Below are 24,036 nucleotides of genomic sequence, written 5' to 3'. Positions count from 1 at the left end.
AAGTTACAACCCGTATTTCTCCATTCGATAGATTAAAGCCGAACGGGTTATTCCCAGTAAACGGGCAGCCTGAGTCTGATTGCCACCACTTCTGACCAGAGCCAGTCGGATTAACTCCCGTTCTACTTCTTCCAGATTGATACCCTCCGGGGGAAAATCCAGTAAAACTCCAGCTACCCGTTGCTTATCCCCGCTTATTTCCCGGGGCAGATTCTCCGGTGTGATTTCATGGCCCGTACAAAGGATTACCGCTCGCTCGATAGTGTTTTCCAGCTCCCGGATGTTGCCGGGCCAGTGGTATTGTTGCAATAAGGCCATCGCTTCTGGGGCAACCCCTTTTAGCCTTTTCCCGGGATCATACTTGCGCAAAAAATGCTGTACCAGTAAGGGTATATCCTCCCGCCGTTCCCGTAAAGGGGGTAAGTGAATAGGAATAACCTGCAGACGATAGTACAAGTCTTCCCGGAATTTGCCTTCCTGAATGGCTTTACGCAAGTCACGGTTGGTAGCGGCAATAATGCGGGCTTCCAGTTTCAAGGGCTCTGTGCCGCCCACCCGCTCATAAGTCCGTTCCTGTAGCACTCTTAACAGTTTGGCCTGCAGGGTCAGCGGCATTTCCCCGATTTCATCCAGAAACAGAGTACCCCCTCGTACCAGTTCCAGTTTCCCCTTCTTTCTGGCATTGGCTCCTGTAAAAGCCCCCCGTTCATGGCCAAACAGTTCGCTTTCCAGCAAATTTTCCGGAATGGCAGCACAGTTAATGGCTACAAAGGGTTTATTGGCACGACTGCTCTGCAGATGCAGCTGCCGGGCCACCACTTCCTTACCTGTACCGCTTTCCCCCTGGATCAGCACCGTGGCTGCCGTATCGGCAATACGACCTATCAGCTCACGAATTTCCACCATAGAGGGACTTTGGCCAATTAGGCCCTCCCCCTGCCGTTCCCGCAGCTCTCCCCGCAAATAATCCACTTCCTGGCTTAGTTCCACCAGTGTCAGGGTGCGCTCAATTACAAGTTTTAGCTCATCCAGGTCAAAGGGCTTGATCAGGTAATCAACAGCCCCGGCTTTCATAGCCTCGATGGCCGTTTCCACTGTCCCGTGGGCAGTGATGACTATGACTGGCAGCTGGGGCTGGTCTTTTTTAATGGTTTTTAAAATTGTTATCCCATCCAGGTCCGGTAAGCGCAAATCCAGTAATACCAGGTCAGGCATTTGCTCACTGACCAGCTTCAGGCCTTCCTGTCCGGTTGCGGCCGTCAGAACCCGGTAACCTGTTTTGTTCAATGCCTTGCTCAATATCCAGCGCAAATGCTCCTCATCATCGATAACCAGTATCGTCGCTGCCATCTCAGCACCCCCTTTGCCCGGCCAGAGGCAGCTTGACGCGAAAAATCGTTCCCGCTCCCCTGCTGCTTTTAACTTCAATCAGTCCCCTTTGCTGTTCTATCATTTTATAGGCCAGGGCCAACCCCAGCCCCATACCCCCGGGTTTGGTGGTATAGAAAGGCTCAAACACCCGGGTTAAATCCTCTTCGGCTATCCCCGGCCCGGTATCAGCAAATTGCACTATCACCCAGTTCTCTTCCTGATAACTACTAATATTCAATTCTCCGCCATCGGGCATGGCTTCAACTGCATTTAAAACCAGATTGAGAAAAACCTGTTTCAATTTCTCTCCATCACCGGCAACCCGAGGTAATTCTGGCTCCAGAGCAGTTTTTACCATGACCTGTTGTCTCTGGATATAGGGACCGGCCAGATACAAAACGGAATCAATGACAGTATTTACATTAAGCGGCTGTATCACCGGTGGCACCGGTCTGGCATAAGCCAGAAACTCTTGCACGGTTTTATTTTGCCGTTCTACCTGTTCCTGCAATACCTGCAAATATTCCTGCAACTCCCTCTGGTCCGCAAATTCCTCCCGCATTACCTGTAAAGTGGTTTTCATTATGCCCAGGGGATTACGGATTTCATGGGCCACCCCGGCCACCAGGCGACCGAGAGCAGCCAGGCGGTCACTCTGGGCCAGCTGCTCCTCCAGCAACTTTTTCTCTTCCACTGCATTGGCCAGCTGATTGATGGCAGCTGCAATTTCCCCCAGCTCATCATTGCCCTTTACCGGCAGCCGATAGGAAGAATCCTGGGATAATTGCTCCAGGCCGGCGGTTATCTCCCGAACCCGTTGTTTCATACGGTTCAATAGCCAGAAGGTAGCCAGAACACCGATTAAAGCCGAAAGGGGAATCAGGATTGATACAATCCTGATTCCGGTTCTGACCAGGTTAAAACCTTCCTGAACCCTTTCTACCACCAGCAATGTTCCCTGCCGCTGGCCTCGGGCTGAAATCGGATAAGCACTGGCAATTAATACACCGCCTGGTCCATCTCTGACCACAGTGCGGGGTTGTTGCAGTTCTTCCGGCTTAATCCCGAAGAATCCAGGTTCTCCCGGGGGGCGGCCCGGGGGAGGAAAGAAAATATATTTTTCTCCCTGTACCGGCTGACTGAAAATCAGGTTTGATCCCAGCCGGGGCAGGGAAAGAGCCACTACTACCCGCGGATTGCTTTCTGTCAGCCGTCCGGCCTGTTCCTCAAAGTAAGTTTTGATCAGTTCAGCCGAGGTACCCTTTTCCAGCTGACTAACCAGCCCCCTCTGCAGGCTTTGGCCTGCTACCTCCAGCTTTTCCTTCTTATCCTGCAGAATTTCCTCATTGTAGCGACCCGCCACCACGTGCAGGGAAACCAGGGTAAAGATCAGCAGGGTCAATACACTGCCCAGAATGGTGCCCATCTGAAATACCAGGGATTGGTTAAACTTTCTGCGCAAGTTTGCCACCTCTTCTTACTGATAACGCAGGGCCTCGATGGGATTGAGTTTGGCCGCTTTGTTGGCCGGATAGATTCCAAAAATAACCCCTACCAGCAAGGCAAAACCAAAAGCGATACCGATTATTTGCCAGGAAATAGCAGCGCTAACACCAAAAAACTGATTAAGCAGTTTGGAACCAGCAACACCCAGCACTATTCCAAAGAGGCCACCTGCTCCACTCACTACCAGAGCCTCAATTAAAAACTGCCGCAGAATATCCCGCCGTCTGGCTCCGATAGCTTTGCGGATCCCGATTTCCCTGGTCCGCTCCGTCACGGTTACCAGCATAATGTTCATTATGCCGATACCCCCTACCAGCAGGGAGATTCCAGCTATTCCCCCCAGCATCAGGGTAAGCATTCCAGTAACCTGACTTACAGTGGAAAGCATTTCTGCCTGGCTAAAAACCCGATAAGCATCGGTATTTTTAAGCTTACGATAAAGTAAATTATCCAGTTGGGCCACTACCCCGTCTACATCTTCAGGGCTGGTAGCCTGAACATAAACAAAGCGAATTCCTCTGGTATTGAGCAGGCGTTCAGCCGTACTCAGAGGTATCATTACTTTATCGTCATTGGAACCAAAGGAAGCAGCCCCTTTTGCCTCCAGCAATCCGACTACAACAAAATTTTCGCCATTGATTTTGATGGTTTTACCAACCGGATTGGTTTGACCAAACAGTTCTTTGGCCACCTCAGTACCAACCAGCGCCACCCGCTGGCGCAAGCTAACATCGGAGTCAAGCAGAAACCGTCCCCGCTGGGTGTGAAAGTTACGTACTTCTTCATATTCAGGAGTTACACCCTCCAGGGAAGTATCATATTTTTTATTGCCATATTTAACAGTAACGTTGCCATTGAGCACCGGGGCCACACCCTTGACTCCGGGACGTTCCTGCCACTTTAATACTTCTTCGTAGGCTAGCGTATCATCAGTTTCACTGGACCGTAAGGAAACACTGACCAGGTTTGAACCCAGGCCCTGAATCCGGCCGGTAACCGACTGGCTGGTACCTTGAGCAATGGAAACCAGGATAATCACGGCTGCCACCCCGATAATAACTCCCAGCATGGTGAGGAAGGAGCGCAGCTTATTGGCCTTGATCCCTGCCCAGGCCAGTTTGATAATTTGCCAGTTACTCATCGCCTCCCCTCCTCTGCTAGCAGCATGCCATCCTGAATCCGGACCACCCGGGGCAGGCGGGCGGCAATATTCTGGTCATGGGTGATAATAATTATAGTCTTACCCTGCTGATGTAGCTGAGCGAGAATCTCCATCACTTCCCGACCGGAACGGCTGTCCAGGTTACCGGTCGGTTCATCGGCCAGAATCACCGGCGGATCCCCGGCCAGGGCCCGGGCAATGGCCACCCGCTGCTGCTGTCCCCCGGAGAGCTCCACCGGCTTATGGTCGATTCGATCACTCAGCCCTACTTTTTCCAGGGCCTCTAATGCCCGTATGCGCCTTTCCGCTCCCCCAATCCCGCGATAGATCAGAGGTAATTCTACGTTTTCCAGAGCCGTCAGACTGGGAAGAAGATTGAAATTCTGAAACACAAAACCGATTTTCCGGTTGCGAATTTCCGCTAGCTCATCCTCATCCAGCTCGCTGACTTCCTTGCCATCCAGATAATACTTACCAGAAGTGGGAACATCCAGACAGCCCAGGATATTCATCAAGGTGGACTTACCCGAACCGGAAGGACCGACAATCCCCACCATTTCCCCGGCAGCAATGGTCAGACTGACATTGTTCAATGCCTTAACCACCACTTTTCCCATCTGGTAATGTTTACTCAATTCCTCCAGCCGGATCATTATCTCATCCCTCCCGGAGGCCCACCAGCACCCGGGAAGCGGGGTTGCTGATTACTATTGTTCTTGCGTACTACCTCTGGCAAGACCACCCGGTCTCCTTCCTTCAGCCCGCTTTTGATTTCAATCATGGTTTCATTATACAGACCCGTTTCCACCGCTTGCAAGCTGCCAGCCTCAGTCCGGACAAACTTCCTGTCGCCCCGTTCGATGATAGCTTCAATTGGCAACATCAGGGCATCCTTTTTATCCTCAACCAGGATTTCCACATTGGCAGTCATCCCTGCTTTTAGCCCGGTTGTATCATCCAGGACCAGAGTCACGTCAAAACTTGCCACTTTGTTCTGCACCGTACCCTGAGCGGCAATTTCCGTCACAGTGCCGGCAAATTTCCGCTCTGGATAGGCATCCACGGTGATTTCTGCTTTCTGACCGGTATAGATTTTGCCGATATCCGTTTCATCTACCGGTACTACCACCTGCAAGCTGGGGCTAAGCAGGGTAGCTAGGATTTGCCCGCTTTTCACCTCATCTCCAACCTGCAAGTTACCACTACCATTATTGCTGGCACTGGTTGTGGCAGAACTGTTACTACTGCTTCCACTTATAGTGCTACTAGCCTGACTTAAATAAACAATTCCGTCCCAGGGAGCGTATATTTTCGTTTCCGCCTGTTGCTGTTCCACTTGTGCCAAAGCCAGGCGGGCTTGTTCTACCCGCAATTCCTGACTGGCGATCTGGGAAACCAGTGAGTCATTGCTGAGGCTGACCAAAAGCTGTCCTTTCCGCACATAGCTGTTTTCATCCACTAGCAGTTTAGTTACCGTCCCACCGGTTAAGGCCCTCACGGTAGTGGTATCAGCCCAGGCCAGTGTACCGGCAGACAATCCGGTTTCCGTTCCAGCCGCAGTCTGAACCGTTACCTGGGTTTTCATTCCAGGGGACAGAGAGCCTGGATTGGTAATTTCAACTGTAACATCATAGAGTTTGGCGCCATTGCTATCGGCCCGACCATTACGGTCGACTTCGGTTACGGTTCCTGTTAAAGTAGTAAATAGATCGGTAACTGTAACTTCAGCTTTTTGCCCCACCTTTATCTGGTTAATCTGAGCTTCATTAAAGGATATTTTTGTTTTCAGTTTACTGCGATCTTCAATAGTCAATAACGTCATGCCTTTTTGTATTTCCTGTCCAGTACTTACCTGAACTCCTGTCACATATCCGCTGACCGGAGCTGTGATCTGCAACTGCCGTTGCTGGGTTTTCAGGTTGGCCAGTTCCAGCTCCGCCTGTTTTAGTTCCAGGCGGCTGCGGGCCAGGTCATACGCCAGGCTATCGGCAGTGATGGTGAACAAAAGGTCCCCTGCTTTTACCTGCTGACCATTCTGGAAATTGATACTGCTGATTTTCCCGCTGACCGCCGTGGTAATACTCTTGCTAACAGCCGGCTGGATGGTACCGTTACCACTAATGGTCACTTTCAATTCACCTTTCCGGACTGCAATACTGGCTGGCTGACTGGTTGTAGTTGTTTTGCTTCGGCCCAGCCAGCCCCAGGCCGCTCCTGCCACTACCAGTAGACTGATACCGATGATTAAAGCCAACTTTCCTTTCTTCACTTATCTCTAAACCCCCTCGTTTATTTTTTCATTTCTTTATATTGCAATTTGCATGCCAGGGGTTGTACCTGGTTCGATTAGGCTCTTGTTGGGCTAGTGTATAAAAACAAACAAAATGACTGTCTGAAAACAGACAGTCATTTCTTTTCATTTCTCTTTAATTCTATAAAAGTTAAACAGCATAATATTTCTTTAACCGTTAATAAATAATCATATCAGCCTGAGCTAATCTAATACGATAACCAGCCACAGGCTTAAATCAGCTTAATCAGGGCAATACTAAGTTTGTTTATGTACCTGCAAAGTTGTATTCTTTTCCTGTAGTTCTTTAGTTTACAAAATTCGGAGGGGGATTTATGTACCGTATTTTGAAAAAACTGCTGGTCGGTGACCCTATGCCTACCAGCCGACTCAGTCATGAAACCATGCCTAAAAGAAAAGCTCTGGCCGTATACGCCTCTGATGCTCTATCCTCTGTAGCCTATGCCACCGAAGAAATCACCCTGGTGCTGGCATTATTCGGCGCTCAGGCCATGGGTTATTTGACACCGATTTCCCTGGCCATTATCTTTTTACTTCTGATCGTCGTTTTATCTTACCGCCACGTAATCAGAGTTTACACCAGTGGCGGCGGTTCCTATGTGGTAGCTAAGGAAAACCTGGGTACAATCTATGGATTAATTGCCGGTGCCTCCCTATTAATTGATTATCTGCTCACTGTTTCCGTTAGCATCTCTTCAGGTACTGCAGCAATTACCTCTGCCTTCCCCAGATTATTGCCGTATACTGTCCATATTGCTATATTCTTTATATTTCTTCTTACTGTTATTAATCTAAGGGGTATTAGTGAAGCTTCAACTATTCTTGCCTACCCACCTTATTTATTTCTTTTCAGTATGGCTTTTATGATCCTCGCTGGACTGTGGCGCTACTACACCTATGGTGCCCCACCAGTAATGCCAGCAGCTCAGCTGCAACCAGTTTATGCTAATTTCGGGCTACTGGCGATTTTGCGCGCCTTTTCCGGTGGTTGTACAGCCCTAACCGGGGTAGAGGCAGTTAGTAATGGTGTGCCTACCTTTAAAGAACCCAAAGCCAGAAATGCTATTATTGTTTTGTTCGCATTAGGCGGTATTGCCATTTTTCTTTTCGTTGGCACCAGCCTCTTAGCGGAGTTATTTGGGGTAGTACCTGTAAAAGGCGAGACCCTGGTTTCCCAGATCGCCGAAATTGCTTTCGGAGGGCGTAACTGGGCTTACTATCTCTTACAGGCCAGCACTGCTTTAATACTAATTCTGGCTGCAAACACAAGTTATAATGGCGCGCCTTTGTTAGCCTCCCGGCTGGCAGCCGATGGTTTTCTGCCTCATTTTCTGACCATTCGCGGAGACCGCCTGGTATATTCAAATGGAATCATTCTCTTAGGAGCAGCTGCCGCCTTTCTGGTCCTGATTTTTCATGGAGACACCCATTTGCTCATTCCCTTGTATGCTATTGGTGTTTTCCTTTCATTTACTCTGTCCCAGATTGGCATGGTAAAACACTGGTTAAAAAACCGGGATAGAGGCTGGCAATTTAATCTTTTAATCAATGCTATCGGTGCAATCATTACCGGTATTGTTACTATAGTAATCGCTACTACCAAATTTACTGCTGGTGCCTGGATAGTCATCATTTTAATACCTCTACTGGTTTATCTGTTCATTGCCATAAAAAGGCACTATGCCGATGTAGCAGAGGATTTATCCACAGCCTGTAATGTGGAAATAAGACACTTTCGAAAAAATACCGTTATCATTCCTGTCAGTACCTTTACCAAGGCTGTCATCAATACAGTACAGTATGCTCGCTCAATTAGTCCGCATATCATAGCAGTTACGGTAAATACCAATGAACACAATCTGGAGAAATTGCAGCAAAAATGGCAATGTTTTGAATCGGATATTCCTTTAGTTATTCTAGATTCACCCTATCGGTCAATCACCCAGCCGCTGGTAGAATACCTAGAAAAACTGGAACAGGAAGCTGGTCCTGATGAAATCATCACAGTCCTCTTGCCAGAGTTTATTCCCCGCAAATGGTGGCACTTCTTCCTGCACAATCAGACCGGGTTAATTTTAAAAGCCTCGCTGACTCTGAAAAAAGATGTGGTTATTGGTTCTGTACCTTTCCATCTCTCTAAATAAGCGGCCAGAAGGAAAGGATTTTGCACCTATAACTATAGGCGGAAGTGGCCCAAAAGGAGCGCTTTTGGGCCACCTTTTTGTTTTTGCCACTGGCAGTTTCGGTACCGGCAATTCGCTGGCGTCTTATTGACAGACCAGAAAATATATATTATATATATTGCAAACAGGCGACCATCCCCCGGGGAATAAATTTTCTGTATATTCCGAAATATTATCAGTATCCATTCTCTTCCACGGCCTAATCACGACCCAAAACAATATCAACCATATTTTTTGTAGCTTGACAAAAGAGATTTTTTACCCTGCTTCTAAAATCATCATAAGTTATATGCTCTTCATGAGTACCCAGAATAAAATTTATCTCAGGAATTCAGTCAGGGCCTTAATTCTCAGTTTTTCACCTGGAGGGTAATCTGCAAATGTTCCTTTTCTCTTTCGCAAATCAGCCAGACAGGAAACAGATGAGCACCCCAGGTCCTGGGTAGCATTTGAACAAGTCAAAATACCTATTCTGGCCATAAAAACACCCCCATCATCCCTAACAATTTCTTTAAGAAAGGAAGGAACAACCATGAAAGGGGATAAAAATTGCTTTAACCCCAAAACCCCGGATTTTGAAAACCAGGTTAGGTCAAGTTTTGCCAGACAAGCAGTAATGAAACTTATTGGCGCTGAACTGGCTAAAGTAGCACCTGGTGAAGTGGAAATTCAACTCCCTTTTAGAAATGACCTCACTCAACAACATGGTTTCCTGCACGCCGGGATTATTACTACTATTGTGGACAATGCCTGCGGTTATGCCGCTTTGAGTCTGATGCCAGACAATGCTACTGTTCTGACTATTGAATTTAAGGTAAATTTTCTTTCACCGGCAAAGGGAGAGTTGTTTTTGGCCAAAGGTAAGGTTGTAAAGCCAGGGCATACAATCACCGTTTGCGCAGGAGAAGTTTTTTCCCTTGAGGGAGAAAAACAAAAGCTCATTGCTACTATGACAGCAACTATGATCATGCTCCAGGGGCGTCCTGGAATCCCGCCCGGTTAATAAAGGTTTGACCCCACCCCCATTCCTCCTTTCTTGGTTTACTTTCCACGGCATGAACAGCCCTGCTTCTTTTTTCAGGTTAGTTTATTATCAGCAAAAAAACACCCCAGCAAATCTTCCCCGTAGAGATAGGTAAGACAGGAACGGTAATGGACAAGGGCTAATTGTGCCATATTTCCTCACCTCTATTTCGTGTTACCATTATCTCGTTTAGTAGTAAATAATTGTAACGAAAAACAGCAAAAAATTTCCCCGGCTCTGCCAGGCCGGGGTACAAGGTGGGTAGAGGATTTAGATTTTATAGCCCTGAAAATCCAGGACTTTGGCAGCAATGGTACGGGTAAGACCCAGCCAGTCTACAAAGGGAGCGCGGGTCAGTTTCTTAAGGGCGCTGAGCTGGGTAGCCAGCACATCGCCTTTTTCTACTGCCAGCAAGACTTCCCGGGCATAGCCTTCGATGCGACGGAAGGCATCAATGCAATAGAGGGAAGTCATGGCCACAGCCAGATCTGCATAGAGATCCTTGGCCTGAACCTTCTTAACAGTGCGCAGGACGGCGCTTTCCATAGCGAAGATTTCGATGACCAGGTCGGCGATACGAGCCAGAATTTCCTGCTCATCCTGCAGTTTTTGCCCCAGCTTCTGCACAGCAGAACCAGCAGCCAGCAGGAAAATTTTCTTGGCCCGTTCCACCAGCTGGGCTTCCCGGGTTACCGGTTCATCGCTAACCGGAGTCAGAGGCTGTAACAGCTCTTTCTGCAGGGCCTGAGCCACTTGCAGGAAGGGCAATTCATTTTTCATCGCCTTGCGCATCAGCATACCGGGAATGATCAGCCGGTTAATTTCATTGGTCCCTTCAAAAATCCGGTTGATCCGGGAGTCACGGTAAATGCGTTCGACTGGATATTCGGAAATATAACCATAACCGCCATGAATCTGAACAGCTTCATCAGCTACAAAGTCCAGGGCCTCGGAAGCAAAGACTTTGTTAATACTGCACTCCAAAGCATATTCTTCGATTGCCCGCCCGATTCTGGGTCCGGCATCTTCAGCATGGTGATCGATTTCAGCCAGGGCAGCATCGATTAGGCCTCCGGTACGGTAGACCATACTTTCAGTGACATAGATGCTGGTAGCCATACGGGCCAGTTTTTCCCGAATCATACCAAAGAAGGCGATGGGCTTGCCGAACTGCTTACGCTCCAGGCTGTATTTGGCCGCCAGCTCGATGGCATGTTTTGCTGCTCCCAGACAACCTACCGCCAGCTTGTAACGGCCGATATTGAGGATGTTGAAGGCAATGACATGGCCTTTGCCGATTTCGCCCAGTACATTTTCCACCGGCACTTTGGCGTTTTCCAGAATAACCTGGCGAGTGGTAGAGCCTTTAATTCCCATTTTCTTTTCCTCGGGGCCCAGGCTGAGGCCTTCGGTCTCCCGGTCCACGATAAAAGCAGTAAACTTGTCACCATCCACTTTGGCATAAACCACGAAAACATCAGCCATACCGGCGTTGGTGATAAACTGCTTGGTACCGTTGAGGATGTAATATTTTCCATCAGCACTGAGGTCAGCCCGGGTTTTAGCTCCCAGCGCATCGGAACCGGAAGTTGGTTCAGTCAAGCAATAGGCGGCAATCTTTTCCCCACTGGCCAGGGCAGGCAGATAGCGTTTTTTCTGGTCGGCATTACCGAACAGCACAATGGGCAATGAGCCGATACCGGTATGAGCCCCATGGGCCAGCCCGAAGGATCCGCCCCGGGTCAGGTTTTCCGCAATCAACATGGAGCTGATTTTATCCAGACCAGCACCATCATATTCTTCCGGAATATCGGCCGCCAGCAGGCCCAGCTCCCCGGCCTGTTTCAGCAAGGAAGACATAAGTTCCGGGTTTAATTTTTCCAATTCTTCTACCCGCGGCTCTACCTCTTTGGCGGTAAAATCAAAGGCGGTTTTGGCAATCATCTTATGTTCTTCGGTAAATTCCTCCGGAGTAAAGACCTGTTCAGGACTGACAGGGCCCAGCAAAAAGGCGCCCCCTTTTACTCTTTCTCCCATGCTCATTTCCTCCCTTCATAATTAGGCCAGTACTTCAAAGATTCCGGCAGCACCCATACCGCCACCGATACACATACTGACGATACCGTAACCACCGCCCCGCCGTCTCAGTTCATTGATCAGGCTGACGGTGAGTTTAGCTCCTGTACAACCCAGGGGATGACCCAGGGCAATGGCGCCACCATTGGGGTTGACCCTGGCAGGATCCAGCTCCAGTTTTTTTATGACATAGAGAGCCTGAGAAGCAAAGGCTTCATTCAGCTCAACCACTTTAATATCATCCAAAGTCAGCCCGGCAATTTTCAAGGCCTTGGGAATGGCTACTACCGGACCAATCCCCATTTCATCAGGGTGAACCCCACCCACAGCAAAGGCCTTGAATACCGCCAGGGGCTCTAGACCCAGCTCTTCTGCCTTCTCTCTGGCCATGACCATGACAAAAGCAGCTCCGTCACTGGTCTGGGAAGAGTTCCCGGCAGTTACAGTACCTTTTGCATGGAAGGCAGGCTTGAGTTTGGCCAGCGCTTCCAGAGAAGTGTCAGACCGCACCCCTTCATCAGTGTCGAAGATAATTTCCTTTTTGCCCTGTTTTACAGTCAGGGGAACGATTTCATCCTTAAACCGGCCTTCCCGAATAGCCGCTGCTGCTTTCTGGTGGCTGGCCAGAGCAAAGCGATCCTGTTCCTCCCGGGTAATACCATAGCGCTGGGCCACATTTTCCGCCGTCAGACCCATGCCCATATAGGCAGCAGGCATGTGTTCCATTAACCAGGGGTTGGGGGCAATCTTATTGCCACCCATCGGGACCATACTCATGGATTCCACGCCACCGGCCAGGATGATATCCGCCTGGCCGATCATAATTTGCTGGGCAGCCAGGGCAATGGCGTTTAAACCGGAGGAACAAAAACGGTTAATAGTAAACCCGGGTACAGTGATAGGCAATTCCGCCCGCAGGACCAGCACCCGGCCCATGTTGAAACCCTGTTCCCCTTCCGGGAAAGAGCAACCGACAATCACATCATCTATCATTTCAGGTTGAACCTGCGGTACCCGTTCCAGCACATTGCGGATCACCGCTGCCCCCATATCTTCCGGGCGAACATGCCGCAAGGTCCCTTTGGGTGCTTTCCCTACCGCAGTACGAGCACCGGCAACAATCACAGCTTCCCTCATTCTTTCCACCTCCTAGTTCCGCAAGGGTTTGCCCGTGGCCAGCATGTGTTGCATGCGGGCCTGGGTCTTGGGTTCACCGGCCAGACTCAGGAAGGCTTCCCGTTCCAGATCCAGCAGATACTGTTCAGTTACCAGAGTGCCAGCCGGCACCTTGCCACCGGAGAGGACATAGGCAACTTTTTTGGCCAGGTGTTCGTCATATTCGCTGATATAGCCCCCCATCTTCAGAGAATAGGCTCCTAAGGCCATGGTGGCATAACCCGACTCCCCGACCACCGGAATCTGTTTGGGCTCTGGTGGCATAAAGCCGGTACGATCCATGGCCAGAACCGCTTCCCTGGCTTCAGCAATCAGATAATCACTATTGAAGGTAATCCCATCGCTTGCCCGCAGGTAGCCCAGAGTTTTAGCCTCAGGACCACTGGTGGAAACTTTGGCCATGGCAATGGTTTCAAAGGCCTTGTTGACAAAGGGCTGCAGGTCAGTTCTGGTGCCAGCCGGGATACCTTCATACATACGCAATAACAGCTCCTTGCAGCCACCACCAGCCGGGATCAGGCCTACACCCAGCTCCACCAGACCCATATAAGTCTCAGCTGCTGCCTGAATCCTATGGGTATGGGCACAGACCTCATAGCCTCCGCCCAGGGTCATGCCGAAGGGCGCCGCCACGACCGGTCTGCGGCAGTATTTCAGGCTCATCACGGCGTTCTGGAAGGTGCGGACCATCAGCTCGATTTCATCCCAGTCCCCTGCCTGGGATTCAAACAGCATCCACATCAGGTTAGCACCAACACAGAAGTTTTTCCCTTGATTACCAACTACCAAACCCACAAAGTTTTTCTCCACTTCTTCCACCGCAACGCGAATAGCATCAGTGATATCCCCACCGATGGCATTGTTGGGGGAATGGAATTCCAGACAAGCGACGCCATCACCCAGATCCACCAGGCTGGCACCGGAGTTACGGTAAATCACGGCTCCAGGTTGCTCTTTCCGGTTTTTCAGGATAATTAACCCCGGTTTATCTTCCACCAGGACATAGTCCTCTTTGTTCCAGTCATACTGCCATAACTGGCCCTGTTCCTTCTTGTAGAAGGACTTGAAGCCTTTAGCCAGCATGTTTTTTACCCAGGCGGGTACTTCCTGACCTTCAGCCTCCATACGGGCCACAGTAGCTTCTACCCCCAGGGCATCAAAGGTGGCAAAGGGCCCCATTTGCCAGTTAAAGCCCCATTCCATGGCTTTATCTATGGCCAGAATGCTGTCGGCAATCTCCTGGGCTTTGCGGGCAGCGTACAACAGGGGACGGCTGACTGCAAGCCAGGCCATTTGACTGTACTTGTCCTTGCCATTAACCAGAGCCTTCATCTGACCGGCCAGCCCACCGGGAGCCTGTTTGGCCATCTCCACCTGGGGCAACTTCACCTTCTGCTGGGGCCGGTAAGTCAAGGTTTGCCAGTCAAGGGTCAAGACCTGCTTGCCTTCCGGAGTTTTTACCTTTTGATAAAACCCTTGTCCAGTTTTATCCCCCAGCCACTTGTTCTCCACCATTTTGGTCAAAAACTCGGGAATGCGGAAAGCCTCTTTTTCCCATTGTTCGGTGACATTATCCCGTACATTGGCCGCTACATGCAGGAAAGTGTCCAGTCCAACCATATCCAGAGTACGGAAGGAAGCGCTCTTGGGTCGCCCCAGAGCCGGTCCGGTGAGAGCATCCACTTCTTCCGGAGTCAGGCCCAGTTCTTCCATGGCCTGGGCCGTAGATACCATACCATAAACTCCAATGCGATTAGCAATAAAATTGGGAGTATCTTTGCACAAAACTATTCCTTTACCCAGGCGACGTTCCCCGAACCAGGACAAAAACTCCACAATTTCCGGCAGGGTATCTGTTCCCGGGATAATTTCCAGCAGCTTCATATAGCGGGGAGGGTTAAAGAAATGGGTTCCCAGAAAATGCTGTCTGAATTCCAGCGCCAGGCCCTCCACCATTTTATTGACGGAAATACCAGAAGTATTGGTGCTGACAATGGCTCCTGGCTTGCGATACTGAGCTACTCTGGCCAGTAATTGTTGCTTGATAGCCAGGTTTTCCACTACCACTTCGATAATCCAGTCAGCATCCTTGATTTTCGGCAAATCATCCTCAAAGTTCCCGATTTCAATACGTTGAGCTACTTCCGGCACAAACAGGGGAGCCGGTTTGCTCTTGAGTAAAAGTTCTTTGCCCCTGGCTGCAAATCGATTGCGAACCTGCGGGCTTTCCATCGTCAACCCCTTGGCCTGTTCTTCCGGAGTCAGTTCCCTGGGCACAATGTCCAGCAACAGAACCGGAATGCCCACATTGGCCAGATGGCCAGCAATGGTAGCACCCATCACCCCGGCACCAAGGACCGCAGCTGTGCGGATTTCCCTTTTCATTCCCTCTACCTCCCTTTTACCCACATCTTACTGAATGAATATTCATTCTGATTTAATTTTAGCTGTCAATCCTTACCTGTGTCAAGATAATTTTTGCAAAATTCAAGCAAAAAATTTGGCAGCAATATATAGACACAATTGCAGCAAATGTGTCATACTTATTTAGCGAAAAAATATATTTTGTATGCAGGATTTTCTCTGTTTTCGGCGAATAGTGTTATGTGGCTTAACAATAAGGGGAGGTTTATGGTGAGATGAAGAAAATTAGAATCGGTATCAATGGTTTTGGTCGCATTGGCCGTCTGGTCATGCGGGCAGCGGCCCTGGATCCTGTTTTTGAGGTAGTGGCCATCAATGCATCCTACGCTCCATCCATACTGGCCCACTTGTTAAAATATGATACAATCCATCGGGTTTATAGTGCAGATGTTGCTGCCGGAGAGCAGGAAATCTATGTTAATGGCCAGAAAGTTCGTTGTCTATCCGACCGGGATCCCCGCAATTTGCCCTGGGGTGACCTGGGAATAGATATCGTCATCGAGGCCACCGGCAAATTTAAAGACCGGGACGGGGCCAGTCTACACCTGGCTTCCGGTGCCAAAAAAGTAATTATCACAGCTCCGGGCAAAAACGAAGATGTGACCATCGTAATGGGCGTAAACGAACAGACCTATGACCCGGCCAATCATCATATTATTTCCAACGCCTCCTGTACCACCAACTGTCTGGCTCCAGTAGCCAAAGTTTTACATGAAAAATTCGGCATTATCAGCGGTATGATGACTACCGTTCATGCCTATACCAATGACCAGAAAAACCTGGATAATCCCCATAAGGATTTACGGCGGGCCCGGGCCTGTGCCCAGTCCATCATTCCCACCACTACCGGCGCTGCCAAAGCCGTAGGCAAGGTGTTGCCGGAGCTGAATGGCAAATTGAACGGCCTGGCTCTGCGGGTACCTACCCCCAATGTTTCAGTGGTAGACCTGGTCGCAGATTTTGAACAAGAAGTTTCAGTGGAAACCATCAATGCCGCCCTGAAGGAAGCGGCCAATGGTGCGCTGAAAGGCATTCTGGCCTATACCGAGGAACCCCTGGTGTCCTCTGATTTCATCGGCCACTCCGCTTCCTCCATTGTCGATGGCCTTTCTACCATGGCTATTAGCAAGCATCAGGCCAAGGTCCTGGCCTGGTATGACAATGAGTGGGGTTATTCCTGCCGGGTAGTAGATCTGGCCCGTTATGTCGGGGAAAGACTGGAATAAAAAAGTTAGACCGCTAATCTTTAGCCCCTGGCTTTCTTTGGCCAGGGGCTGGTTATTATTAATGGGTAGTATCCTATACATAAAATAAAGTCTCTAAATATTTACACCAGGAGGTTGGTAAAATGCTCTCTATAGGTCTGGCAGCAATTTTTTCCGGTATACTGGTTGGAGGCGACCGTATTCGAGCAAATTACTCATCAGAAAATCCAGAAGATTTTTTGCGGAGAAAAAAAATATTTACTTTTCTCTTCTGGTTTGCCGTACCAAATCTGTTACTGGCTCTAGTTTACTATTACTCCCCCTTTTCCCGGCCCTAAATTAACCCCCTGTAGTAGCATACAATTCTACCACAGGGGGTTTTGTGCCCTTTTCCGGGATTCAGTTTAGTTTACTTCCTTTCAAACTCCACGAGAAAAATGTCCTGGAACATGCCCCGGCGTATCTCATCGTCCCGCTTGATAATGTAGTGAAACGAATTCAGCTTTTCAAAGAGTTCGCGGGCGGCTTGCTCTTTTGCTATCACATTAGGGTGCGCCGTTTGGTCTGCCTGCTTCACTTCAACTACTGCCCAACCATTATTTTTGAGTTTAAGTATAAAGTCTGGGTAATAGCGTCTCCAGCGTCCTTCTAGCTCATCATAATACTCCACGTAAAACTCATTATGTCCGACGTCAGTAATGCCGCCGGTATAGTAGATTTCCTCTATTTCCTTATGCTCCACGAAATATTCAAAAAGCCGTTTCTCTGACTCGTTATCAAAGATGTAGGGCTCAATATGGAAACTATTTGGGTACCTCCCGTCGTACATTTCCAAAGCTCTCTTGTCCTCTTCTACTACCCAATCCACGGGGAAATTCTTAGCAAGCTCAACTTCTTCCCATTCCACCTCATTAACTACCTCATAACGGAAAACCGCATCTAAAATACGACGGACGATAACCTCTATAAGGCGGTTTTCGCGGTTTACCCAAGCAAGACAACCCTCAATACCCATATCGCTGTTCCGTAAAATTTTCTCCACCTTGAGGCAGGGTAAATGAGTGTACCGGCTTATCTCTTCTACCAGGGTGTAGAGGGTATATCTCTTTTGCCGGCGTTGTAGAGTTTGGCTGTCCTTGACGGCGAGTTTCAACTTCTGACCATTGGTTGCCATCTCTCGTTCCGTTACGAGACCCACGAATTCGTTCTTATGATTGGTATAATATTCATCCAGGGCAAGTTTAATTTGGCCGGTCTGCTCCTGATACTGGCGCAGAACTTTTACACGCTGCTTAGCCAGTTTTATCTTGACGTCTTTACGCTTTTGAATGGTAACCTTGCGCTTGTTCTTGCGCCCTTCTAGTTCGGACATGGTGGTGCCCAAGTTCTTCTGAATTTCACTCTCCAGTATGGCCCGGTTTTCGGTAGAGAGAAAAATGGTTGCCGTCTGAGGCATGTCTCCAATGGCCCGGAGGCAGCGTAAGGAAGACTGGAGAAGGAACACCTTACTGCGGGGCCTGCGATACATGGCTGTAGCAAACAAGCTGCGGCAGTTCCATCCTTCCGTACCTTTACCCACCAGAAGAATAAACTGGTCTTCGGATTCTGGGGTATCCAGGAGCCGGAAACGGCGGATATTCTCGTCCTCAACGTCGCTGTGGTTGACCAGGATTTTAGTCAGAGGAATGTTTTTTTCTGCCAAGACTTTTTCTAATAAGGGCCTGAACTCGTCTTCCAGTTCGGAAATGGTAGTGCAGTAGAAAGCGATTTTAGGCAGCAGCCCTTCACGCCGCTCTTCCCCGTATTGACGCCAGAACCGGTCTACCACGTCCCTGATAAATTCTTCCGTCTTGGTATTGGCGTAGTCAATAAATCTGACCTGCTTCAAGTGCCCGTCATCAATCGCCTGTCTGACGGAATAAAAGAACACCACTTCAGGGAGCATTTTGCCATCCACATAGGGAGTACCGGTGAGATTGATACATCCAGCCAGAGGGGACTTGCGGTCAAGACGGTTGATTGTCTCCCGCACGCGCTTCAGGTCGTTGGTAATTGATGTTCCGAAAGCATGGTGGGCCTCATCTACAAATACAGCCAGGTTGTCCAGTTGCTCTAGCTTCCGCAGGCGGTCGTTAACTTTCCATTCACCCTCCATATCTTTAACCACCGGGAAGAGGGTCTGCTGTCCGTTGTTGCTGTTGTTTCCCTGCTTCTTAAGGATAATCTTTTGCACGTTCGAGACAATGATGTTGTAAGCCGAACCGGGCAATACGGAAAGCTCGGCCTGGACATCGGAAAGGTAATGAAACTTTAGATTGCTGGACAGGAAAAGAGCGTATTCCTGCGGAATTACCTTGGAGTAGTCAAAATCCTGGATTTCCCGTAGAGAATCAATGATAGTGGTGTCAGGGGCAAAGACCAGGGCATTCTTGGCGAATCGCCCGTCCTCCGGATAATGCTCGGCCAGGATAAAATCGTAAAAAATCATGGTTGCCATAAGGATGGTTTTGCCTGTTCCCATGCCTAGGGCAAAGAGCCAGTTGGGGTAGGCAAGCCCCTGCAGTTCGCTATCCAGGGCCTCCAGGAGGGCTTTCTTTTGCTTGATTTCTTCCAGTTGCTCCGCTGTTAAAGACAAAACATCCATTGGCGTGCCTTCCGGAAATAAAAGCCGCCGGTAAAGTTCTTTGATGGTAGGGTTACCTTGGATTTCTTTAAGGTACACGTAAAGCTCAAAAGCGTCCACCTGCGGTGGGCGCAAAAAGCCAACCTCCCGGATGTGGCGCAAGATGTTTTGGGTCTCGGGGAATACCTTTTTAAAAAAGTCCCCCTCGTAAAATCGCTCGTTCTCTTCCTGCCGCAAACGTTTCCCAACAAATTCAGCGCAGGTGTAGCCGCGGCACTGCTCAAAAGCCTGCCACAGTTGGTCAAGAAAAGAAATTGTGCTCATCATACCACCTCAACTTTTGCTTGCCGGGTAAGCAGCATAAAATCGTGCTTAGTGACCCGTCCCGTGCCTTGCACAAACCAGGCCCAGCGTTTTGAAGGGTCACACCCCTGGAAAGCATCCAGTTTCGCCCTTAGCTCGGCGCTTAAAACAACGGGATTTTCGGTATAGATGCTGACGGAATCCACCTCGAAGACGTAAGGATACTTCTCGGGATGCTTTACCAGCGGGTGATGTTTCTGCACGGGGGATGATTTTACCCTGGCATGTGCTACTACACCCGTCGCGGTGGCATAAAAACAAATCCAGTCGCCCGGCTTAACTTTTCGTCCCAGGGAATTTTCGCTGACGGCGTAAATTCCTGCGCCAAGGAGTTTTTTTATACGTTCTTCTGCGGTTTGAGTGTCATCGGACGCTACCGGAGCGAGGTAATACTGAACTTCAACACCTTCTGGCTCCGATGAAGGTTCATTAGTAATTTCTTCCTGCGGCTGTTGTATGCCTTCGCCGGCAGTGCGGATTTCTTTCGCTACCAGGCCGGCCATCAGTTCAATCAGGGAATCCACTATAGGCCCCGTTGGCCGGAGAACAGTTAAAACAGCTTCGTGTTCCATTTCGTAATCGGCTAAGAGTTCAGCCAGGGTAAGCAGTTTATCAGCGGTAATAACCCGTAACTGGTGAGTGCGCTTCTCAGCAATGATGGAGTTTTCCAGTTGCTTCAGTTCAGCATCACTGCGCCCTACTACATAAAGGCCCAAAGCGTGGTCCCAGTCGGGTATCTTTTGTTCGGATATAAGCCGGTCTATGTAACCGAGGAGAGTAGCCGTTTTTATGGCATAAACATCGGTTGTTTTCACTTCTACGACGATATAAAGGCCGGAAGGGGACTTCCACACGCCGTCAAACCCGATTTCCCCCTGGACGCCCTTATATCTGCCAAAGGTTACGTCAAAGCCCAGCAGGCGGCCCAAGTGGTTCACCAGGTCTTGTAAGGCCCGGTTGTACTGCTCCCCGGAACTGCGCAGGCACTCTTCCACGTAATCGCGTACAGCACCAACGCTGGTCAAATTTTGGGACAAGAAACGGCGGAATCGTTCCCTTGGCGTTTTCTCTCCTGGAGCATCATCAAGGTCGCCAACCAGTTCTAACACCTGTCCCAGTGGCATCATCTTGCTCCCACCTCCAAGACCTCAAAATACTCCTCCGACAGCACATCCACAATCTTAACGGCAATTTTCTGCCCGGGTCCGGTGAGGGGGAGTTCGTAGACCCCAGATACCATATCCTTCTTGCCGGGAATATCTTGAATAGCGGGCTTAAGCACTTCACCATCATAGTTTGGGTCGATGAGGACTGCTTCTACTAATTGCCGCCAGTCGTCGATTTCTTCGGGGTCATCCTCCAATTGCAGTTTTTGCAGGAGCATGGGTGAGTAGAACTGTCGTATCTCTACCACTGCTTTGCTGCCATCCAGTTTTAAAGTTATGTCCGCTTCAGGGGGGCGTTTGAAGATAATATCCTTGCGGTCGGTAAGGATGTCGCGTATTTCAAAGGGAATGTTGACCACGTTTAAGCGTTTGGCATAATCCCACACGTCGTACTCGTGGCCGCTGCATAGAATAAGCACGCCGCGCCTGTAGGTCGCCTCTATTTCCTTTTCGCCTTTGGAGAGTATCTCATCAAATACTGCCTGCACATCCTCTTTGGAGCAGACCCGGTTTAGTTCTACCACCTTGACCCATTTGCCGTCCAGAATGCCATCAAAGAAAGAGCGTTTTACCGGTTCTACCCCGTAAAGTTTCATTACTATCTCTTTGGCTTCCAAGGCATTCTTGAAAATATCGTAGTGGTTGACGTTATAAACGGCAAAGGCGGGGTAGAACTTTTCCCCTTCGTCCAGGAGGGTTTGCTGTTGTGTCTCTTTCTGCTGTTCTTTGATGATTTGCGAAACCCTTCTTACTGTGGTATGAATAGCCCCTAAATTGATGTCGCTGCCAATCCAGCGTCGGCCTAGTTTCTGGGCTACTGCCAGGGTAGTACCGGACCCGCAGAAAAAGTCGGCTACAAGGTCGCCAGGGCTGGAAGCTACATTTAAAATTTCCTCAAGCAACGTCTCATTTTTTTCGGTTGGATATCCTGTAGTAAAAGCGGAAGCAGTAATATCATCCCATAGATTATCCCTGCTGATATATTCAGTAGCTGGTATGCGATATTCAGGCTTGCCAGTATTAGGATTGGGCCGTAAGTCTCCTGCTTCAATCATTTTCTGGGCTTCTTCTGGTGATTTAAGCCAGCACCTGCCCGGTGGAGGCAATTGGCCGAACAATTCATAGGTCAAGTTGGGACGAATATTGGGAGCATCGAACCCGTGCCACCGCTCTTCCTTCGGAGCATACTTCAAGGAGGGTCTTAATCTTGGGTTTTCGGATTTAGAATAGAGCAAGATATAATCACAGCCCTCGTTAAAAGAAAATATTCCAGATTGTTCAACATAACTTTTCTTAATACGCTTTACGATTAACTGATTCCGGTAGTTGGAATTACCATATATTTCATCAAGTATAATTTTTATATAATGTACTCGTTCATCATTCAAATGAATAAAGATAAACCCTTCCTCCGATAGCAACTCCCGCATTAATTGCAACCTTTCATACATAAATTGAAGGTAAAGGTCATTAGCCCAAATATCCGTGTATTGCTTCTCCTCAATTACAGAAGTATCACCCTCTAACTGCTTACCTCTTAACCTAATGCGCTTCCGGTAGTCCGCTTTAGAATCAAAGGGAGGGTCTATGTAAATAAGTTTAATCTTCCCTCTGAACTCTTTCATTAAATGGCTCATTACCTGTAGATTATCGCCCCAGTAGAGGCGGTTAACCCAGCCGTCTTCAACCGGCTCACCATATTGTTCCTTAAGTTGCGCTTCATAATATTTCACGGCTCGCAAAGGCCGTTTCCCTAGCCAATGGAGCATGGGGCGGCCAGGAGCTTCCTTAATGTCGAACATCGTTAACTGCTTTTTATCCTGTGTCAAAAATACCCCTCCCCTTCTCTATTCTATATTGCTTGTCGTAGCTGACGTAATTAATGCTTTCTCTAAACAATCTTCCCAGAAAGTCCAATCCGAAAAAGAATATGGTCATCCTCTTAAAAACCGATATAAGGACCAATTCGATACAAAATGAAAAGATCCTCCGTCTGCCGCACAGCAGCGGAGGTTTTATATTCTATCTTTTCATTCCTGCCAGAAATTCGGTCAAAAAAGAGTTATTGAACAGCACTTTCATGGATTTTTGCATATACCGTTTCTTGAAACTATCTTCAGCTTCCTGGCAATACTGGCGCATTTTTTCCCGGTAGAACACCTTGAAACAGCGAACCATGGCTTCCCGCAGCTCCTCCCGGCTCATAGCCCGGCTGGGCATGATGGGATGAACCAGGTCATACTTGCTGAAATCCCATTCCTCTACTCTTTCCGCTACCTCCTGCCACAGGTCGGCATAAGGCCATGGCGTCAGGAAGAGAAAATGGGCCAGATCCGGATTATACCGCAAGGCTTGCTGCAAAGTCTCTTCAATGGACCGGGGCGTTTCCTCCCAGTGTCCCAGGAGAAAAGAGCACTCGGTCAAAATTCCCTGCTCATTCAGCAGGCGGATGGCTGTTTCCGCCTCTTCCGCCTTGATATTCTTCTGCAAGGCATTCAGAGTAGCCTGGTTGGCCGATTCCACGCCGATATAGACATGGATAAACCCGGCGGCCCGGTATTTCCAGAGGATGTCCTGATCCCGTACAATATCGGGGGCCCTGGTTTCCATCGTCAGCATGACCCCCGGTTGAGCCTCAAGCAAAAGATCGAGGAACTTTTCCCAGCGTTCCCGGTTTTTAGTGGTATATTCATCAGCAAACAGTACCATCTCCACCCCAAAACGGTCCCGCAACTCCAGGATCTCCTGAACCAGAGATTCAGGACTGCGCTCCCGGTATTGTTTACGCCAAAAATGGTGCTGGGAACAGAAGCGACATTCCTGATCACAACCGCGGGAGCCACTGACAATCGCCAGCCGGGAATCGGTAATCCGGTAGCGGTATAAATCCCAGTCCAGCAAATCCCAGGCTGGTGCCAGGGTATCCAGATCTTCAAGCAAAGGCCTGGGCTCGGTAGCGCAAGGCTCGCCTTGTTCCCGGTAGGCAATGCCCCTGACAGTCCGGAAACTGCGCCCATCCTGCCAGGCCTGCACCAGTTCCGGGAAAGTCTCTTCCCCTTCCCCCCTGATAATAACATCCACCCAGGGAGAGCTGGTTAAAATTTCTTCCCAGCAGAAGGTGGCATGGATTCCTCCCATCACCAGCAAGGCAGTGGGTAACACCTCTCTGACCGCTTTCAGAGTGGCTATTGCCGCCGGTGCGCTGGCAGTGGTAGCCGTAATTCCTACTACTTGCGGCCTCACCTGAGCCAGTCTGGCCTGGATCTCAGCCACGCTATGACTTAAAGACATGGCATCATAAATTTCAACCTGTATGCCTTTATTCCGCAAAGCCCCTGCCAGATACACCAGATTTAAAGGCGGCCAGGTTCCGGTAATTTCAATAACCCCTGCATGATAGGGAGGAGTGAGCAAAACTACATGGGCGCTCACAACACCACCTCCGC

Annotated in this window: 16 protein-coding genes; 4 read left to right on the top strand and 12 right to left on the bottom strand. The window is 49.2% G+C overall.

Going from position 1 to position 24,036, the window contains the following annotated elements:
* Nucleotides 1–3: 3 nt before the first annotated feature.
* The 5 genes from JDF658_RS04350 to JDF658_RS04330 are packed head-to-tail and all read right to left on the bottom strand — an operon-like array spanning nucleotide 4 to nucleotide 6,308.
* Nucleotides 4–1,350 carry a sigma-54 dependent transcriptional regulator gene (locus JDF658_RS04350; protein WP_079906584.1) on the bottom strand — a complete coding sequence of 449 codons (1,347 nt, stop codon included), beginning with the start codon at nucleotides 1,348–1,350 and terminating at the stop codon, nucleotides 4–6.
* A gap of 1 nt (nucleotide 1,351) precedes the next feature.
* On the bottom strand, nucleotides 1,352–2,833 hold the full coding sequence (locus JDF658_RS04345) for a sensor histidine kinase (RefSeq protein ID WP_079906583.1): 1,482 nt from the start codon (nucleotides 2,831–2,833) through the stop codon (nucleotides 1,352–1,354).
* Nucleotides 2,834–2,848: 15 nt separating this feature from the next.
* The gene (locus JDF658_RS04340) at nucleotides 2,849–4,018 is read right to left on the bottom strand and encodes an ABC transporter permease (protein WP_079906582.1); all 1,170 of its coding nucleotides are present in this window, start codon (nucleotides 4,016–4,018) and stop codon (nucleotides 2,849–2,851) included.
* Nucleotides 4,015–4,692, bottom strand: coding sequence for an ABC transporter ATP-binding protein (locus tag JDF658_RS04335; protein WP_079906581.1), 678 nt, complete (start codon nucleotides 4,690–4,692; stop codon nucleotides 4,015–4,017). Before JDF658_RS04335 ends, JDF658_RS04340 begins: the two co-directional genes overlap by 4 nt.
* A complete protein-coding gene (locus JDF658_RS04330; RefSeq protein ID WP_079906580.1) occupies nucleotides 4,692–6,308 on the bottom strand; it encodes an HlyD family efflux transporter periplasmic adaptor subunit in 1,617 nt (538 codons plus the stop codon). Before JDF658_RS04330 ends, JDF658_RS04335 begins: the two co-directional genes overlap by 1 nt.
* Before the next feature lie 356 nt (nucleotides 6,309–6,664).
* On the opposite strand from JDF658_RS04330, the gene JDF658_RS04325 reads away from it, so the two are divergent.
* Nucleotides 6,665–8,494, top strand: coding sequence for an APC family permease (locus tag JDF658_RS04325; RefSeq protein WP_079906579.1), 1,830 nt, complete (start codon nucleotides 6,665–6,667; stop codon nucleotides 8,492–8,494).
* Nucleotides 8,495–9,065: 571 nt separating this feature from the next.
* Nucleotides 9,066–9,536 (top strand): PaaI family thioesterase, encoded by a 471-nt coding sequence (locus JDF658_RS04310; RefSeq protein ID WP_079906577.1) that lies wholly within the window; start codon nucleotides 9,066–9,068, stop codon nucleotides 9,534–9,536.
* A 291-nt stretch (nucleotides 9,537–9,827) separates the two neighbouring features.
* On the opposite strand, the gene JDF658_RS04305 is transcribed toward JDF658_RS04310, so the two are convergent.
* Genes JDF658_RS04305 through JDF658_RS04295 form a run of 3 tightly spaced genes read right to left on the bottom strand, consistent with a single transcriptional unit; the run spans nucleotide 9,828 to nucleotide 15,194 of the window.
* On the bottom strand, nucleotides 9,828–11,594 hold the full coding sequence (locus JDF658_RS04305) for an acyl-CoA dehydrogenase family protein (RefSeq protein WP_200805643.1): 1,767 nt from the start codon (nucleotides 11,592–11,594) through the stop codon (nucleotides 9,828–9,830).
* A 21-nt stretch (nucleotides 11,595–11,615) separates the two neighbouring features.
* Nucleotides 11,616–12,770 carry an acetyl-CoA C-acyltransferase gene (locus tag JDF658_RS04300; RefSeq protein ID WP_078666341.1) on the bottom strand — a complete coding sequence of 385 codons (1,155 nt, stop codon included), beginning with the start codon at nucleotides 12,768–12,770 and terminating at the stop codon, nucleotides 11,616–11,618.
* 12 nt (nucleotides 12,771–12,782) lie between these two features.
* Nucleotides 12,783–15,194: a 3-hydroxyacyl-CoA dehydrogenase/enoyl-CoA hydratase family protein gene (locus JDF658_RS04295; protein ID WP_079906575.1), complete on the bottom strand. Its 2,412-nt coding sequence runs from the start codon at nucleotides 15,192–15,194 to the stop codon at nucleotides 12,783–12,785.
* A gap of 254 nt (nucleotides 15,195–15,448) precedes the next feature.
* Here JDF658_RS04295 and JDF658_RS04290 point away from each other — a divergent pair, with 254 nt between their 5' ends.
* Both JDF658_RS04290 and JDF658_RS04285 read left to right on the top strand, forming a co-directional pair.
* Nucleotides 15,449–16,459, top strand: a complete 1,011-nt coding sequence (locus JDF658_RS04290; RefSeq protein ID WP_079906574.1) for a glyceraldehyde-3-phosphate dehydrogenase — start codon at nucleotides 15,449–15,451, stop codon at nucleotides 16,457–16,459.
* 122 nt (nucleotides 16,460–16,581) lie between these two features.
* Entirely contained in the window at nucleotides 16,582–16,776 is a 195-nt protein-coding gene (locus JDF658_RS04285) for a DUF5316 domain-containing protein (RefSeq protein ID WP_079906573.1), read from the top strand.
* A 71-nt stretch (nucleotides 16,777–16,847) separates the two neighbouring features.
* Here JDF658_RS04285 and JDF658_RS04280 read toward each other — a convergent pair whose 3' ends face one another.
* The 4 genes from JDF658_RS04280 to JDF658_RS04265 all read right to left on the bottom strand — a co-directional run bounded on the left by JDF658_RS04280 (nucleotide 16,848) and on the right by JDF658_RS04265 (nucleotide 24,022).
* Nucleotides 16,848–19,385, bottom strand: a complete 2,538-nt coding sequence (locus tag JDF658_RS04280) for a DEAD/DEAH box helicase family protein (protein WP_079906572.1) — start codon at nucleotides 19,383–19,385, stop codon at nucleotides 16,848–16,850.
* Nucleotides 19,385–20,551, bottom strand: coding sequence for an EVE domain-containing protein (locus JDF658_RS04275; RefSeq protein WP_079906571.1), 1,167 nt, complete (start codon nucleotides 20,549–20,551; stop codon nucleotides 19,385–19,387). Before JDF658_RS04275 ends, JDF658_RS04280 begins: the two co-directional genes overlap by 1 nt.
* Entirely contained in the window at nucleotides 20,548–22,419 is a 1,872-nt protein-coding gene (locus JDF658_RS04270; protein WP_079906570.1) for a site-specific DNA-methyltransferase, read from the bottom strand. Before JDF658_RS04270 ends, JDF658_RS04275 begins: the two co-directional genes overlap by 4 nt.
* A gap of 193 nt (nucleotides 22,420–22,612) precedes the next feature.
* Complete coding sequence (locus JDF658_RS04265; protein WP_159446557.1) at nucleotides 22,613–24,022, bottom strand: B12-binding domain-containing radical SAM protein; 1,410 nt, start codon at nucleotides 24,020–24,022, stop codon at nucleotides 22,613–22,615.
* Nucleotides 24,023–24,036: the final 14 nt, after the last annotated feature.

The sequence above is a fragment of the Carboxydocella sp. JDF658 genome (assembly GCF_002049395.1).
GTDB lineage: Bacteria > Bacillota.
This window is presented reverse-complemented; position numbering and strand designations above follow the sequence as displayed.